The sequence below is a fragment of the Noviherbaspirillum album genome (genome assembly GCF_035916955.1).
GTDB classification, from domain to species: Bacteria; Pseudomonadota; Gammaproteobacteria; order Burkholderiales; family Burkholderiaceae_D; genus Noviherbaspirillum; species Noviherbaspirillum album.
In genome coordinates, this window is record NZ_JAWIIV010000011.1 from 66,479 (window position 1) to 82,286 (window position 15,808).

Sequence of the window (15,808 nt, forward strand, 5' to 3'; positions counted from 1 at the left end):
TAACAGTATTGCATGGGCACCCCCCCCAAGATCGTTTTTGAAAACCTGTTGAATGAACAAAAAGATCGGTAAGAATCAACTCTACGTCGAAGTGCAGCGCGCGCTTGATGAAACTCTCTTTTCAGCACTGCAAAATACGGCCGATTTGCTGCAGCGAATCGATACCCTGCTGCTTCAGATGGACTACATTTTGAACATAGCTCAGCCTCCCTTGTCCGGAAAAATCCGCATTGAATGGGCCAAAGATAAGAGAGGGAGAGTCCGGCCAATGCCTGTCGTGTGGACGCGGTTGAAAGGCCCGGAGGTGAGGTATCGCTATAAGGAGCTGCCGTTAGCCAATCTGCCGCGAAGGGCAAGGAAGACAGGGGCGTTCAATGAGAATGCGGATTGGATGAGAGGGTTGTTGATCCAGGTTCAGTGGTTGCTGAACATTCGGGGTAGAGCTATCGAATCAATCAACAAGTTTAAGTTGACGACCGAAAACTTGGGTGAGGCGAATGAGAGCAGCTTCGGCGAGATCGAATGGTTGGTCGGTGACGTGTTCAAAACCTACGGCTTGGATCCAACTACTTGGGTTAGCAAGGGCAGGAAACTGTCGGCGCAATCTGAACCAGCAGAGGAAATGCAGGCAGACGAATAGCCCGGTCAATCTGACCCGTCCCAAAGATCTTTTCCCCCTGGTCGGCCCGGCGCTTCTCCCCGATGCCTGACCGGCCTACCCGTAGCAGAGCGGCCCCTGTTCTGCCTGTGAGCTATCTCTCTCCCCTGGCTCGACATAGCATCTGGCCTGTCTTGTGCTGGACCGACAAGAATGGCCGGGTCCGGTCCTGCCTCTTCTTGGCGAGTCACTTTGACCGGACCTTGGTGATGGGTTCGCTCGGCGTTGGCGGGGCACAATGGCTTTCCTTGCCTTACTTGGTCCTCTTCGTCTTCTTGCGCGGGAACGGGAGGGCGCGTTGCCTTTGCCAGCGGAACAACCCGGCTTTGTTGGGCTGCACACAGGGGCGGGTCTGCTCATCTTCGACCCCGGCCGGAAGACCAGTGGCAGAGTCCATGGGGTCTGGAGCCACCAGACCGCGGCTGGTCGTTTGTACCTGTCGCAGAGACATTAGGTTTGACCCGCCTTGAGGTCATGGCCTTGGTTGCTTCTCCCTGTGGCAGAGTCACTCTCGCCTCGCGTTCAACTTGTTTCCCGCCATGGGTTTGGTAATTCTTCCGGCGGCAAAAGTTCTGAGTATGGTTGGGCTCCAGGTCTTCTCCCTGCGCGAGGTAGATCTAACCAGTAGCAGAAGCTTCACGTCTGGGGAGCCTTGAGGAATGCGACGGTAGTGCATATACAGCGGAAGGCGGAAGGAAAAGGCGGTACGAGTACTGCGGCAGGGGCCTGGTGGGAATGTGGCGGCAGAGCGCAAGGTTGCATGTACGGGTAGCAGAAGCATTGAGGCCGGCAGAGGCAAGGGTAGGGCATCGGGCTGCAGAGGCTGGATGGCTGGTCGTCCTGGCAGCTTGTCGGGTGGTGGCGTGAGTGAGCCCTTGGCGTCGGGTCTGCATTGAGGCTTCTTTCTGATAGGTCGGTTTGTCTCGCTTTTGCAGTAGGGTTCGGCCAGGCTTGTGGTCACTGAATGCCCGACTGTCGACCGCAAGAGCTCGGGGTTAGTTAGGCTGCAAGGAGCGCTTTCCCGTGTTTCGGGGCTGGCCGACGCTCTCAACCATCGTGCGAAGGGCGCCATTGCGGTACGCGATCTGCGTCTGTCGATGGAATCACGACAGGGGCGGGCACCGCCAATCGCGGTTGTCGCCGCATAAATGTTTATGAAAACCCTTTCCTAAGGCGCGCAAGGACGCATAAATCGTTATGTGGGCAAGTCAATGCACGGGATACTAGGAATTCATAACACGCATAAATATTTATGTTGCCAGTATCGGATCGATGCGGTACTATATGCATAAATCGTTATGCATTCGGGCGCACTAGGTTCGGCACACGGGAGTGAGAATATGAATCAGATTGAATTGACTACTGAGCAGGCAGGTCCGAGAGATAGCAATGCATTGAATCTTGTGATCAACGCCTTTGCTGGCTCTGGCAAAACAACGACGCTTCGCGCATACGCCGTTGCTCGCCCGATGTCCTCTATGCTGTATGTGGCGTTCAATAAGGTGACTGCAGACGAGGCGGCGGCTAGCTTTCCAAGAAATGTTGAATGCCGGACGATGCACTCACTTGCCTTCACCGCTGTAGGAAAGCAGTACAAACACAAATTGGCGCAACTCCGTCCGAACGTCGTCGCCAATTCTTACAAGGAAAAGGGCGTTACCGTGTTGACGGCGCATTACCTGGTCAAGACCGTTGAGGCGTTTATGTATTCTGCGGACTTGGCCATCAGGGACTCTCATGTGCCTCAGGAGGTGCCCGCCGCATCTAGGTCCCATATAGCCAAAGGTGCGCAGTACCTCTGGAATGATATGGTTGATGCGAAGAGCACTATGCCAATGACACACGACGGCTATCTGAAACTATTCCAGTTGTCTAAGCCGGTATTGTCAAACCGATATGATGTGATTTTGCTCGACGAAGCTCAGGATACGAACCCCGTCACTATGGATATCGTCTTTCGTCAGTCCTGCGGCAAAGTCATCGTGGGCGACAAGCACCAGTCCATTTATGCTTTCCGCGGATGCGTAAATGCGATGGAGATGCTCAAAAATGCTGAGTCCCATTACCTGACCCAGTCCATGCGCTTCGGCGCCGCGGTGGCCGAGCCTGCAACGCTCTTGCTTCGCTTCCTGAAAGGTGAGAGTCGGGCTGTGATTGGGCTTGGCCAGATGGATGCTTTACCGAACAAGGTGGACCGCTCCCAGCCCTATACTGTCATCTGCCGCACAAATGCAAAGGTTTTCGGTCACGCTGTCAGGTTGCTGGGTGAAAAGAAAGTCCATTTCGTCGGTGGGGTCGAGAGCTATCCTTTGGGAAAACTCGAAGACGTGTTTCACATGTGGAATGGCGAAAAGTCGAGGGTGAAGGATGCTTTCTATCGGGAATTTGCTGACTGCGAGGCCCTGGAAGCTTATGCGCGGGAGACAGACGAAAAGGAAATCCTGTCGCTGATTTCTGTAGCCAGAGAGTTCAAGTCCGACTTGCCGGCACTCATAGCGCAGGTTAAAGCTGCGGCCTGCGAGAAGCTTGAGGATGCCGACGTCATTCTTACGACGGCTCACCGGTCAAAGGGATTGCAATTCCGCCAAGTTGTACTGAATGACGATTTTGACGATCTGGTCGACGGTACCGGAAAACTCAATATCGGGGACTTCGAGAAGTTTCAGCAGGAAGTTAATCTGCTTTATGTGGCCATGACACGTGCGCAGCGTGCGATAGAACTCAACACGCAATTCAATGACTTCGCTGCAGCTGTCAGGGCAGGCGACGTGGACCCCATTGGTGCATCTTCGAAGACTGGCAAAAATGAGAAGGTGGCGACCCAGACAGCGAGCGCAGCCTCATCGCACGCGGTCGGTCTGTCACTTGCAGAGAAGATCGGCAAGATGATTCTTCGCATCGGTCCGCTGTCTTGCCAGGCAATGGGAGAAAGAATGGACTTGTCCGAGGAAACCGTAGCTGCCGAGGTCGTGCGCATGATCAGCAATGGTGATCTCTCCTCGCTGTACTTTGTCGCTGATGGATTGGTGCAGGCAAAGTTGAAGGCACAGGGCTACCGTTCTCCGGAAATGGCAATGTAAGGGATCACGAAAATGGCGAGAGACGACTTCAGGCGGGTGTATTACACAAAACAGGTCGACGGCCGTAAGAAGCGGACGTCGGTTTCCATTGATCCGGACCTTTACGAAATATTCAGCATGGTCAGCGGAGGAGACGTAGCTGCGGATATAACCCTGAAGACATGGGCTATGGAAATCGAATCCGATCGCGAGGAAGCCAGTTTCGAAGGCATCGGTGCGTCGAGGCTTGTAGCGCGCCGAGTCTTCGGTCGCATCAAAGAGCTAGTCGCGGCCGGGCTTGTAGTGACACAGGCCGAACAAAGAAAAACTAAATCGAGGTGAAATTATGCTGGACCTGCTATATCCCCTTGGAGCTGCTGCATTTGTGTTTGGAACGTATGGACTGTGCGTATTGATAGGCCGTTTCAGGAAGAAAGGTCATAAGGAGAAGGCAACTGGTACCAAGTCTTCAGAAGACGGATATAAACACCGGAACTACGCAAAGGAATGGCTAGAAGAGCGGGGCAGACCGCATGGCCCGAACTCAATCCATGACGATCTTTATAAGTAACGACACTCGCGAGGATATGTAAGCTGCTCCTTCGTTTCGCCTGGCGCCAACCCGGTCCAGGACGTAGCATGCCCCTGCCGGTAGCGCCGACTACCGGGGGCAAGCCACAAGCCCCGTGTTCGGGTTGACGAACCCCGCCCTGCCTGGATTGCACAATCCACTTTCCGAAGTTAAAACCATCATGCAATGTGGTGACCGTAGCGTCGCTCGGGTTACGCCATTATGTACTATGAAAGAATCGTAATATATACTGCGAGAATTATGCGGCCGGAAGTTTGATGTAACGCTGAAGTGCCGTTCACCATTCCATCTTGCCCAGGAGCTCGCAATTTATGTTACGAACGACGTTGCTTCTCTGTCTGGCGGCCGGTCTATATGTCACTGCAGATATGACTTATACAATGGCCATGACTGACAATCCCACAAACTTTGGCGGGTACCTTGGGTTCCTTGGTCCAGTCATGTGTGTAATTTTTGCCTTTGCGTTAGGCCTCATCTATCCCCGCGATGACGTAAAGTACGACGGCTCGAAGCTGCCATGATGCACGTTCATGAAAATTTTGAGATTGACTGGAATGTGTATGTGTCCCAACTGGGCCAGTTCGTGCGAGCTTGTGTCCTACCCACGAGCGAGGAAGATCTTCTGAGTTCAGCCAGCAGGGTGCTCGCGATCATCGACGGACGGATGGTGTCGGTGCGTAGACTGGTAGAAGTCGCTCAACTCCATCAGTGGAACAGCAGTATTTATGAAGCCTGGTCTTGGGAGTATGGAAATCGTGTAAGGGCTTATCGTAGTCGACTACCTGCCTTGGTATACGAGGCGCTCTACACATACGCAAATCAATCCGGCGACCTTCATGTCACCCGTGAGGATGCATATTCCGCCATCGGGGAAGCGCGAAGCGCGCTGTACGGTGTATAACTGTCAGCCGCAGATGTTGCGCGGGGTCCAGTCCCGGCTAGTCGTCAATTAAGTCCACGATTCTGAAATCGTAGCCACCAGCTCAGGTCCCATGAAGTATCACACCATGCTCTTGCCCGAACGCTTCGGACGCCATCAGAATGTCTACGGCGTAGAGGTCTTTCTTTACGTCCAGAGACTGATTGTGGTCCTGCACGAATTGCCCTGCAATCAGGGAACGAGCATCACGAACGCAGCTGATATGGTGGCCACCGACGTTCTTCGTGGTCTGATCGAAAACGGTTGGGTATCCGATCCCGAAGTAGTTACGTGGATAGAACATTACCCGAGCAGCTTCCAGTTCGATGCTTTACAGCCCATCGGGGCCTGTGTAGCTGATACATGGGATTTGATTGAGTTCGAGTGGGATGCCGTAGCACGGAAGTACCGTTCCCCAAACTGGCGCCCCCTCAGCGGCGATAGCGATCTTCTGCCCAAAACTGCGTGGGTCAAGCTCATTTAGCGCTTGACTATCTGCCGAGGCGACTAGGTCCTACTTGAGTTGTCTCATTCTGCTTTACTGCACATAGTCGCTGCACCGACGCAACGACCACTGCCGGCCGAGCCGATACGCACGGTCCCCTTCGAAAGCATTTGTCTCCGATTACCACCTGGTGGATGAAGAACCCACTATTTGCGCTGACCGCCATTCTGGATCAAGCAAGCTAGGCCAGAGAAAATTCGTAGGGCCGTAAAGAATACATATAAGCGTACAAGCGATACTGTTGCGTTATAAAGATGTGTGATGTATAGTTCCCACGTTCAATAAAGCTAGGTCGGTATCTGCTCAAATGCATACTCCTCTGAAAAAGACAGTTATTTGCGCGCTTCTCGCGACGGTCCTCTCCGGCTGCGCGTTTCCGCGCGCGGCTGTACAGATGCCAAAGGAGTTGGATGCAGCTGCGCTCGCTGTCGAGCCCTCCAGTGAACCGACGTTGGATATTGATGCTGGCTTCAACCGCGAAGACATCTTTATGCTGAGGCCTGTCGCCGAAAGTGGTGAAGTCCCTGCATTTACTGTGCCATCGCTGACGGTATCGGAAGCCGGGATCTACGACGCCATTACGAGTCTCGCCCGTTCAGCCGGGCTATCAGTCTCGATTGAGGGCGGCATCACAGGGAGTAACCGGTTCGGCGCCGTGACGGTTGCCAATCTGCGCGGAAGCCTCAAACAGGTACTCGATGATCTGTCCGAGTCGCTTGGCTTCTTCTACTCGGTCAGAAGAAACACACTCTATATCTATCCCGAACAGCAATTTGTGATTGAGTTGCCGCCCGCCCTGGACGACGACTATGCGGCGACCCTCACGAACACGCTGGCCTTCCTTGGCGCGAAAGATACCTATATCGATCGCTTGAGCCGGTCGTTAGTCCTTACAGCAAACAAAAAGGGTCTCCAAAAGATTGAGGGATATCTCAAGAAGATCCGGGATACGAGATCGCTCATCGTTTATGACTTCAACATTTTCCAGGTCGATTTGCGAGACAACGCAAACACTGGGATTCGGTGGAATGCGCTGGATTGGTCCAGTCGTCCGGTGACGGTTAGTGAAGGCGGATCTGGTGCTGTCTCCACAATACGGGGCAAGACCGCCAACCTGACCAGCACGGCAACCGGTATGGGCATGATCCTGTCCGGATCGCGTTTTACCGTGGATATGTTGATTGACTTTCTTGAGACTCAAGGCACCGTGAAGGCACTGTCAAGGCCCCGTCTGGCCGTGATGTCCGGATCAAAAGGCTCACTCAGCGTTGGACAGGTAAGCACTATCCTCTCAAAGGTCGGCACGAATTTCTCGACATCGCTCAACCAGACCACAACGGAAACACGCGATATACGCACCGGTGTCAACTTTGCTCTCTATGGCGATTACAGCGATAACACCGTCTACACGCGGCTGGCGCTGGATATCTCCGAGTTGATAAGAGAAAAGGCGGTCAGGGCACTCGGAACCGATTTTACCCTGCCAACTACGGCCACTCGCGAATTGAACTCGATTGTCCGGCAGCGGCCTGGTGATATGTTCGTTCTAGGCGGCATTACGATTGATCGGGTCAATGAGGAAGGCTCACGCGGGATCACCGGTACGGGAACAAGCAAAGAATTGGTTCGTAGCGAGCTGGTCATTACGCTGAAGACCAAGGTCATTAACTTCAAGAGTGCTGAAAGCGCTGCCGGCGTCAAGCAACCCGCTGCTGAAGTCGTCGGTAAAGCCCAGCAATTGCAGACGCCCGATCAAATCGTGGGTAAGACGCCGCCATTTCGCCAGGCTGGTAATTCCGCTTTTACCGATTATCTTGCCAGGCACACGTTACATACCCCACTCGCGACTCTTCGCAATACGGCCCTGTGCGTGACAACGTCTTGCAAAGAATGAAACATATGGTAGCTCGGTCAGCCTACTTTCGTTCGCCCGCAATTGCACGTGCCGCAAAGCCGGTAGTGCTTTCCGCGGTTCTTCTCGCTGCTTTCTCTGCTGTCAACGTAAAGGCACAGCAGATTGGCATAGCAAATCCGTTGATCCGTCCGAAATCTGTTCAACCGCTCAGTAGTCAGGATTCGCATAAGGCTGGCGTACCCTCGCTCAGCACGCCAATTGCGTCTGGCGTGCCGGTATCTCGCCAAACAGCGCAGTACCCTACATTCGAGCGGGAGCGCGGCATCGAGGCACGGACGCCAACGCGTGATGTTTCGGATCGCTTCACGGGATTCTCCGTCACTGCAATCATTGGGCGAGATGCTGTGCTGCGCAAGGTCACTGCTTCTGGCTCCGCCGCCGGCCAAGTTGGCGCTCAAGCCGTGGGGGCAAACGGTCAACTGATTCCGCAAGCTTCGGTCGCCCGGCCGGAAGTGATGCATGTTACAGATTCGCAGCCTATCCAGATCGTAGGCGATGGCTTAGTGATCCTGCCAAGGGTGACGCCTCACGAGGTGGCTTTGTATCTGGTGCAGGACAAAGCGGCGGCCGGGAAGAAACCCGCCTTGCCAGTGTTGCTCTTCAAAGGTTCGGTGGACGCCTCGGGATCTGGTTCGGCCCATGTTATGCCCGACAGGGCGAAACTTGAAAAGCCTGATGCGAACTATACCCGCCGACTTACCGTTCAGGTGAAAAGCAACGCATCGGCAGGGGCCAGCACTCAGGGCAATGGTCCAAACGGCAATTCTCCGGATATGGGGACGCAATCGCCAAGCCAGTCAAATTACGGCCAATAGTCTATGACGAGCGATACTCACATCCAAGCTGGGGTCAAACGGAATCGAACGGGCGAGGTGCTCGTCCGCATGGGCGCCATCACGCCTCAGCAGCTGGAGCTTACGCTTCGGCAACAGAGAGCATCAGCAGAAGCTGGTCGTCACGTTTTCATTGGCGAATTACTCGTCCGCAACAAGTTTGCCAGCAAGGAGCAGGTTTCGTTTGCTGTGAGCCGAGTGGCTGGAGGTGGTACCACTGGCATGTTCCAGCTGCTTCTGCCGTATAACGTTTGTCGCCTACACGATGTCTTCCCCTTGAGGGTGGAAGGCGTCACCCTGCATGTCAAAGCAGCGCGTTCACTGGCGCCGGCCGCTCGCTTGGCGATTCTTGATGCCAGCGAAGTACCGGCAACTGAGTTGAAGGTCATCCCGACTGACCTGCCCGATATTGCACGCCTGCTCAATTCGGTAATGCATGACAAGCATTCATTCGAATCCACACTTTTGCGCCTGAAAAATGAAGAAATCAACGGACTCCTGCTGAAGCAGGCCGTCGACGCAATTCTCTTCGAAGCCGTCGCGCAACGCGCATCTGACGTACATATGCTGAAACTTCCGGACCCGGGAGCGTGGGTGAACTTCCGGATCGACGGCAAATTGCGGCCAACGCACTTGGTACCCGAACGCATCATGGGTGCAATCTTTGCGAGGATAAAGAACGAGGCCGGCATGGACATTTCGGACTCTCGTACGCCGCAGGATGGCAAGTTGTTCCTCGACGAAGGCGGGAATCGGATGGAGTTCCGGGTTGGATCGCAGCCGATCGTCGGTGGCGAGCGTTTGGCCATACGCGTCCTCAATATGGATAGCGTCGTTGATCTCCAAGCGCTCTTCCCATTCCAGCTCAGGATGAATGAGCTTTTCAAAGACTTAGCTAATGTGACCGGAAAGGTTGGCGGGTTGGTTCTGATTTCCGGACCCACTGGAGGCGGAAAATCAACAACGCTGAATGCTTTGGCAAAGCTCTTCAAGCGGGACGAGATCAATCTCATGACGATCGAAGATCCGGTGGAATATGAACTCCCCTTCGGTGCCCAGATTCAACGCAATGCACTTCTCAAGGAGAGCTTTGTTGACTTCGAGCGATCGTTGCTCCGACAGGATCCAGACGTCATCATCATCGGTGAGATTCGCGATAAGGATACCTTGGAGGTGGCGCTGCGATTTGCAAAGACGGGTCATCTGGTCATCTCCACCTTGCACGCCGGCTCCGTCTCAGAAACGGTGGAGCGCGTCCTGCAGCTTTGTAGCGGACCTACCCGAGACGAGGCCTTGTTCGATCTCGCGAATCAGCTCCGCGTCGTCGTCAACCAGCGTCTGGCCAGACGCCTATGTGCATGTGCGACGGAGCATGAGAGCGTATCAGCGCCGAGGTTGAGTGCGGAATATGGATTTCGTTTCCATGGCAGGAAAGTCTTTAAGGAAAGAGGAGAGTGCCCGGCATGTAACCATACCGGCTATCGTGGACGCATTGCATTGCACGAGACTGTAATTATTCCGAAAGAAAGCTCTCTGCGCTCAGCGATCGGCAGGCTGGTTGCCGACGGTGCACATCGCTTCGGAGAGGTGTATGAGCTGAATGGCGTCACCCATATCACCCGCCAAGAAGTGATGGCACGGCTGCTGGAATGTCACGTCATGGACGGAGAAACCGTCATTCAGGAAGTAAAGGCGGAGCGTTGACATGAGTGGCTTGCGAAATTATGAAGCATCGTATCTTCTCCCATTTGCGTCGGACCACGAGGCAGTAAGGGACAAGGTCGCGTCAAAATACTTCAGACACAGGGCCATTATCGTCGCAAGTACCGAACGGCAAGTCGTAGAAGAGGTACAACGCCGCGGCGGCATTCCCTTGGATCTCAAGGTGATTCGACCTGGCCTTTCTTTTCTCAATCCGGTTTCTAGAGATCAGAAGCAACAATACCTACGCGCCATCTACACGAACGTCAAGGGCGGCATGAGTGCCAGCGTGGCACTACGCCATGTCGTAGATGGGGAGACTGGCCCACTGCGCCAGCGCCTGAATCTGGCGTACAGCCTCCTCGATAGCGGCGGCAGCTTCCTGGAGGCCATGCAAGCACTCGGCTTCTTCGACCGTACGACACTCGCCATTATGGAAGCCGGTGAACGCACCGGAAAAATGGCCGAAGCAATCAACACGGCGGTCCAGTATTACAAGGCCAGAGCATCTACCCTGAAGGTGATTTTGACTACGGCCACATGGACCGCGGTAGAAGTAATTTTCTCCATTCTTTCTCTGATCGGTAATAGAAGCACTGTTCTGCCAATGATCGAAAAGCAGATGGAAGAGATGCAGTCCGGCGATAAGACACAGGCCGTCAAAGACGGCCTCAATCTGGCATACGCAGTCAATGACACTATGCTTTTCGTCTCGCTTGTCGGTATTGCGGCCGTGATGGGATGCGTCGCAGTCTACGTAAGCGGAAATGAACATTTCAAGAAGAAGATCGATGACATCGTCTTGAAGATTCCCCACGTAAGCGATCTGATGTTGCATAGCGGATTAGCAAATTCCGCACGCGTGGCGGTTTCGCTTATACGCGGCGGCGTGCCGCTCAAACCCGCATTGGCGATCACAGAGAAAGCGTCCTGGATTCCAAGGATCGTCGACTTCTGGCGCGGCGCGGGCCGTCGGCTTGACGATGGCGATTCTCTGTCCATTGCGATGGTAAACGCGCCGTTGGACCCTTCTGAAACCACAATCATCAAGGCGGTACATAGCAGGGAAGATCTCGCAGAGGCACTGGAGACGGTGGTGGAAAGACGCTCCGACTTCGCAGAACGTGCCGCCAAGCGTATTCAGGTCATCAGTCTCATCGGAACCATGGCATATGCAGCAGTGGCGGTCATGATCGCCCTGTTCGTGGCTATCGTACAAAACAAAGGGATGATGACATCCCTGACATCTTCATAGGGGCGGAGAGCTACGTGTTTAATCTCACACATGTTGAGCGCGTGTACGGCGTCATGATGGCCGGCAGTATTCCTCTGCACAGCGGCAATGTTGATAAGTCAGTATTGCTGTCCGTGCAAGGTACGCTTGGAACTGACAACGTTCACCTTCTAACCTGCGTGGATGCGAAGAACGGGCTTGTCTACTATTTTGCTGCACCGTCTAAGGCATTTGCCTCCCTTCCAGAATTCTCCACGGCCTTAGCAGCTGTGTTGCCATCCCATCCGGACCACAAGGGCGAAGGCATCTATGTTTTGAAGCTCCCAAATATCACCGTTGCGGTGGAGATGAAGGTCGGGGAACTGAGACTATTGTCAAACGACCATGACATTATGGAGGAATGGCTACGTGCAGAGGCCGGCAAGGCCATACACGACGTCAGCGCCTTCCTACCATACAAGATGGAGTCAATAACCGGGGCATATCGCCGGCTTGCCGACGGAATATCTAACAAGGTATCGAAATATAGCGCATGGTCGATTGCTGCTGGACTCACCGTCTACTTCGCTGCTTCGGTATCTCTTTCGTACGTTAATGCACGTGCCGACAAATCCAGTCAGGCGCACCTACTTTCACTGAACGACGCCGTGTCCCAAATCGACTTTGTGTCGCCACTGTCGACACAGATGGCTCAACTGCAGAAGGTGTCTGCCGTGGTGGTTCGTGCAGGCGGATGGATTGATGAATACGACGTCAAGGATGGGAAGGAGCAGTTCGTACTATCGATGCCAGCTTGGGTGACGAAAGATTACATCGAAGCACTGGGGCCCGGCGTAACGTCCGACAGAGTAGATGAGAACCTCATTCAAATCAGAAAGGCCGCCATCAAGAAAAGCGGTACGGGCGCATAGGGGAGCAACACATGAAGATCGACAAGGATGAAAATCTGGCGCTGGAGCGAACTCGTGCATCTTTTGTCCAGATGCGCTTAGGTGGTGCTATTGCGCAGCCAAGCAACCATGTTGTTCCGTTCCTGATGCAGGCGTACAGGTTCTTCGCGCCGGCCGCGCCCGTTCTTCTCGTGGTCGGAATTATTGTCGTGTTGATGGCATTCGGCAGAACGAGCGAGCTGATTTCTGCGCTGACAGAGCAAGTCAAGACCCGTGAACTGGAACGCCGCGGTCCCCTTATTGAGCAGATCCCGCTTTCACAATCTGAGCTGACCGGTGTCGCGGAGGTCTTACGGAGGCTAAATACGGCAGTGCATATTGACCTTCCGAACGGCCGCAACGTCATTCAGATCTGGATTGACAACGCGACACTGCTCCCAGAGTGGACCTATGCCGTCTCGACATTGAATTCAACGGGGAAGGGCGTCGCCTGGTCGGCCGCAAAAATATGTCTTAAAAAGTGTGAACAAGCGAACGCCGTAGCTTCCATTGAGATAAAGGGGTATACGCAGCGCATCAGACTCGATGGGTCATCGACGCAACCACAGAGCCGGTCAGAGTAAGTGAGCGACGCAATGACTGAATGGATAAGGAACCGGAAAGTAGCGTTAGCCTGCTCAGCTGGGATCATAGTTGCATGTTCAGCCTATGCATTTGCTGGCGTGCTGACGAAGAGCGTTGCGGACGCAACCAGTGCAGAGCTTCTACGCCTCCCGCAAAAACGTAATGTCGTGGCAGTTGTCGATGGTCAGGAGATAGTGGAAACCGACCTTAGTCCCTTTCTCTCGGCCGGCGTGGATCGCGCTGTGGCCGTCGATCGCGCAATCAACAGGGCGGTCGCAGCCAGCTTGGCTGAGGCAATGTACACGGAGCAAGCATTGTCTGCGCTTGCTAACGTAAAAGCCGATGTGCTGGCATCAGTCTTCATCAAAGGAAGATCGACAGAACTCTCCCGTGCGATCACCGAGGAGGAGATAAAGCAGTTCTATGACGCCCGCGTGATGGACGACGATTTCACAGAGTACCGGTTGAAATTCTTCATCACCCAGGACGCAAGAGAAGCACAGGAAGCCTACGAGGGCGCTGTTCGCAAGGAGAAGCACCATCTCGCACGCTATGAGGTCGTAGAGCGAGATGGTCGCCGTTACATAAAAGCGGACCAAGTGCCTTACGGATTGGGCGCAAAGCTGGCGGGCCTCCAATCTGGTCAACTGCTCCCTCCTCTGGTGACTCGCGAAGGCGTAGTGGTCATATATGTAGAAGATGTAAAAGCGGTGCACCGGCCGCCTCTTGAATCGGTAAGAGAAGAGATCAGGACGATTCTCGTATCCAGACGGCTGAGTGAAGAGTTGAAGCAACGTAGGTCAGAAGTACGAGTGGAAATCAGCCAATCCTGAAGCTGCCATTGCAGCACATATAACATCGACAGGGAATACACATGCACTTGACAGGGAATAACAGGCAGAGGGGCTTTGGTGCAACCGCAGCGCTGTTTATGATCGCATTGGTGGTAGGGATCGGAAGCGCGCTTGTGTATGCGAATCGGGATACTTCAGGGAATGCGAAAATTGAGGCAGAACGCGCATTAGTTGGCGTTCTCATGAGGCAAGCAAGTGATCTCCGGTCAGCGGCTAACAGGTACCTTTTTGCAAATGGTCAAGCAAGCCTTGAGGGCATGACATGGGACGATAATGCCGCCACTGGGCTATTCGCACCTGCAAAGCAGTATGCAGTAATACAGAAGGCGCCAGGTACTCTCGTTAAGTTGGGCACAGCTGAGTGGCACTATAACAGTGCCATGGTTATACCCGGCGTTGCAACGACGGCGGCAGATCAGATTGCATTCGTATCTGACCTCACTGATAGCGCGTGCGCCGCAGCAAATAGTAGTGCCCATGGCTCTTCCTACGCCACTATCAATTCCATTCCTACAGCGGGGAAAGCATGGGTTGCCTTTCATCTGTCTCCCGAAGCGATAACGCCGGATGTGAATGGATGGGATATCGGGTGCGTAAGGACCACTGATTCCAGAAACGTTTTCTACGTTGTGCTTCACAGTGCCTAACGATCGCCAATGATGCTCAAGCGGCACTAAGGCGAAGCTAAGAATCAAAAAGAAAGGGAGGTCAGAGATGGGAAATATGGGAATGCGGTTACGAAGAGTAGGTGGGTTCGGAGCGACTGCGGCGCTATTCATGGTTGCCCTAATAGTCGGAATCGGAAGTGCGCTTGTTTACGCAAACAGGGACGTATCGGGCAATGCATCTAAGGAGGCAACGAAAGCATACGTTGGCGCGACATTGAAACAGGCAGGCGACCTTCGCTCACGATATCTGAGGTTTATCGCTAATGGCGGGGAACCGGAGGAGTTCTTGAGTGATTTCGGCCCAAACATGGCCACGCCACACAAGGCGCTAACAACCAACGGATGGGCAGAATGGCAGTTTACCTACCATCCCTTGGTTCTTCCTGGTATTGGCACAAGCGCTGGAGAAAGGGCTGTATTCTTTGAGAACCTCACAGAGGACGCCTGCACAACAATCAATACGATGCTTCACGGGCAAGCATACAAGACGGCTGCATCTACCCCCGCGGCGGGAATCGGAGTCTGGGATTTCGGTAGACAGGGACAGACGATTACACCGGGCGTCAGCGGATGGGACATCGGCTGTTTAGAGTCGACCGACAACGCATATGTTTTCTATGCCGTAGTACAGGATAACTAGTCGCGTAAGGCAATCTGGTTTCCTTAGGTAAGCAGGCCGCGTGAATAACCAACCAAGGTTCTCATCCTGGCCTCTGACGCGAGTAAGAAGGGAGATATTCGAAGTAATGGACGTACATAGTAAGCAGAGAGGCTTTGGCGCAACTGCGGCGCTGTTTATGATCGCACTTGTGGTGGGAATTGGCGCAGCGGTAATGTACGCCAATCGAGACTCCGCAGGAAATGCGAGTCGGGAAACTACGAAGGGCTATGTCGGGGTTTTCCTGAAGCAGGCAAGTGACTTTCGTTCGTATTTCACACGCTTCGTTAGTGGTGGCGGTGACCCAACTTTATTCATGAAGATGTGGGCTAGTAAGGTGAATCCCCCTCATCCATCGCTCGCATTATGGGGAAGCACATCGTGGCGATTCAATCACTATGGGATCAACATGCCCGGTATAGGTACCTCTGCCGGCGACAAGGTCCTTTGGGTCGAACAACTAACTGATAGCGCGTGCGTTGCCATTAACACGACTCTGCATGGTGCCGGATTTGGTACGACGGCATCAATACCAACCGCCGATATGTGGACCATGTTCATGGATGCAGGAGGCCAAGCTGTTACTCCAGGTAAAAGTGGATGGGATATTGGATGCATCAAGATGGCGGACACGCTGAACGTTTTTTTCGCAGTACTTGAGGAAGCTTAGACCTTGCAGGTCTAGGGTTTCTGCAGTT

At 53.8% G+C, this 15,808-nt stretch carries 14 protein-coding genes; all 14 read left to right on the forward strand.

The features are described 5' to 3' along the window. The first annotated feature begins 52 nt into the window (after window positions 1-52). The 14 genes from RY831_RS14675 (at window position 53) to RY831_RS14740 (ending at window position 15,780) form a co-directional block, all read left to right on the forward strand. Window positions 53-640: a hypothetical protein gene (locus tag RY831_RS14675; protein WP_326507112.1), complete on the forward strand. Its 588-nt coding sequence runs from the start codon at window positions 53-55 to the stop codon at window positions 638-640. Window positions 641-1,998: 1,358 nt separating this feature from the next. Next, a complete protein-coding gene (locus RY831_RS14680) occupies window positions 1,999-3,738 on the forward strand; it encodes a UvrD-helicase domain-containing protein (protein WP_326507113.1) in 1,740 nt (579 codons plus the stop codon). Between the two features lie 12 nt (window positions 3,739-3,750). Then, window positions 3,751-4,059: a hypothetical protein gene (locus RY831_RS14685; protein WP_326507114.1), complete on the forward strand. Its 309-nt coding sequence runs from the start codon at window positions 3,751-3,753 to the stop codon at window positions 4,057-4,059. 767 nt (window positions 4,060-4,826) lie between these two features. Next, the gene (locus RY831_RS14690) at window positions 4,827-5,210 is read left to right on the forward strand and encodes a hypothetical protein (RefSeq protein ID WP_326507115.1); all 384 of its coding nucleotides are present in this window, start codon (window positions 4,827-4,829) and stop codon (window positions 5,208-5,210) included. A gap of 91 nt (window positions 5,211-5,301) precedes the next feature. Further along, window positions 5,302-5,712, forward strand: coding sequence for a hypothetical protein (locus tag RY831_RS14695; RefSeq protein WP_326507116.1), 411 nt, complete (start codon window positions 5,302-5,304; stop codon window positions 5,710-5,712). Between the two features lie 328 nt (window positions 5,713-6,040). Then, entirely contained in the window at window positions 6,041-7,627 is a 1,587-nt protein-coding gene (locus RY831_RS14700; protein ID WP_326507117.1) for a type II secretion system protein GspD, read from the forward strand. Further along, window positions 7,624-8,463, forward strand: a complete 840-nt coding sequence (locus tag RY831_RS14705) for a hypothetical protein (protein ID WP_326507118.1) — start codon at window positions 7,624-7,626, stop codon at window positions 8,461-8,463. The genes RY831_RS14700 and RY831_RS14705 overlap by 4 nt, the downstream gene beginning before the upstream one ends. A 69-nt stretch (window positions 8,464-8,532) precedes the next feature. After that, window positions 8,533-10,185: a GspE/PulE family protein gene (locus RY831_RS14710; RefSeq protein WP_326507119.1), complete on the forward strand. Its 1,653-nt coding sequence runs from the start codon at window positions 8,533-8,535 to the stop codon at window positions 10,183-10,185. 1 nt (window position 10,186) lies between these two features. Next, complete coding sequence (locus RY831_RS14715) at window positions 10,187-11,437, forward strand: type II secretion system F family protein (RefSeq protein WP_326507120.1); 1,251 nt, start codon at window positions 10,187-10,189, stop codon at window positions 11,435-11,437. Between the two features lie 14 nt (window positions 11,438-11,451). Then, window positions 11,452-12,327: a hypothetical protein gene (locus tag RY831_RS14720; protein WP_326507121.1), complete on the forward strand. Its 876-nt coding sequence runs from the start codon at window positions 11,452-11,454 to the stop codon at window positions 12,325-12,327. An 11-nt stretch (window positions 12,328-12,338) separates the two neighbouring features. After that, window positions 12,339-12,929 (forward strand): hypothetical protein, encoded by a 591-nt coding sequence (locus RY831_RS14725; protein WP_326507122.1) that lies wholly within the window; start codon window positions 12,339-12,341, stop codon window positions 12,927-12,929. Between the two features lie 12 nt (window positions 12,930-12,941). After that, complete coding sequence (locus RY831_RS14730; protein WP_326507123.1) at window positions 12,942-13,763, forward strand: peptidyl-prolyl cis-trans isomerase; 822 nt, start codon at window positions 12,942-12,944, stop codon at window positions 13,761-13,763. A gap of 798 nt (window positions 13,764-14,561) precedes the next feature. Then, window positions 14,562-15,092: a hypothetical protein gene (locus RY831_RS14735; protein WP_326507124.1), complete on the forward strand. Its 531-nt coding sequence runs from the start codon at window positions 14,562-14,564 to the stop codon at window positions 15,090-15,092. A gap of 106 nt (window positions 15,093-15,198) precedes the next feature. After that, window positions 15,199-15,780 (forward strand): hypothetical protein, encoded by a 582-nt coding sequence (locus RY831_RS14740; protein WP_326507125.1) that lies wholly within the window; start codon window positions 15,199-15,201, stop codon window positions 15,778-15,780. Window positions 15,781-15,808 lie beyond the last annotated feature (28 nt).

Bases quoted from the DNA above. Each gene is read 5' to 3' on its own strand.
- RY831_RS14675 (WP_326507112.1), top strand. From the start codon at position 53: ATGAACAAAAAGATCGGTAAGAATCAACTCTACGTCGAAGTGCAGCGC.
- RY831_RS14680 (WP_326507113.1), top strand. From the start codon at position 1,999: ATGAATCAGATTGAATTGACTACTGAGCAGGCAGGTCCGAGAGATAGC.
- RY831_RS14685 (WP_326507114.1), top strand. From the start codon at position 3,751: ATGGCGAGAGACGACTTCAGGCGGGTGTATTACACAAAACAGGTCGAC.
- RY831_RS14690 (WP_326507115.1), top strand. From the start codon at position 4,827: ATGATGCACGTTCATGAAAATTTTGAGATTGACTGGAATGTGTATGTG.
- RY831_RS14695 (WP_326507116.1), top strand. From the start codon at position 5,302: ATGAAGTATCACACCATGCTCTTGCCCGAACGCTTCGGACGCCATCAG.
- RY831_RS14700 (WP_326507117.1), top strand. From the start codon at position 6,041: ATGCATACTCCTCTGAAAAAGACAGTTATTTGCGCGCTTCTCGCGACG.
- RY831_RS14705 (WP_326507118.1), top strand. From the start codon at position 7,624: ATGAAACATATGGTAGCTCGGTCAGCCTACTTTCGTTCGCCCGCAATT.
- RY831_RS14710 (WP_326507119.1), top strand. From the start codon at position 8,533: ATGGGCGCCATCACGCCTCAGCAGCTGGAGCTTACGCTTCGGCAACAG.
- RY831_RS14715 (WP_326507120.1), top strand. From the start codon at position 10,187: ATGAGTGGCTTGCGAAATTATGAAGCATCGTATCTTCTCCCATTTGCG.
- RY831_RS14725 (WP_326507122.1), top strand. From the start codon at position 12,339: ATGAAGATCGACAAGGATGAAAATCTGGCGCTGGAGCGAACTCGTGCA.
- RY831_RS14730 (WP_326507123.1), top strand. From the start codon at position 12,942: ATGACTGAATGGATAAGGAACCGGAAAGTAGCGTTAGCCTGCTCAGCT.
- RY831_RS14735 (WP_326507124.1), top strand. From the start codon at position 14,562: ATGGTTGCCCTAATAGTCGGAATCGGAAGTGCGCTTGTTTACGCAAAC.
- RY831_RS14740 (WP_326507125.1), top strand. From the start codon at position 15,199: ATGGACGTACATAGTAAGCAGAGAGGCTTTGGCGCAACTGCGGCGCTG.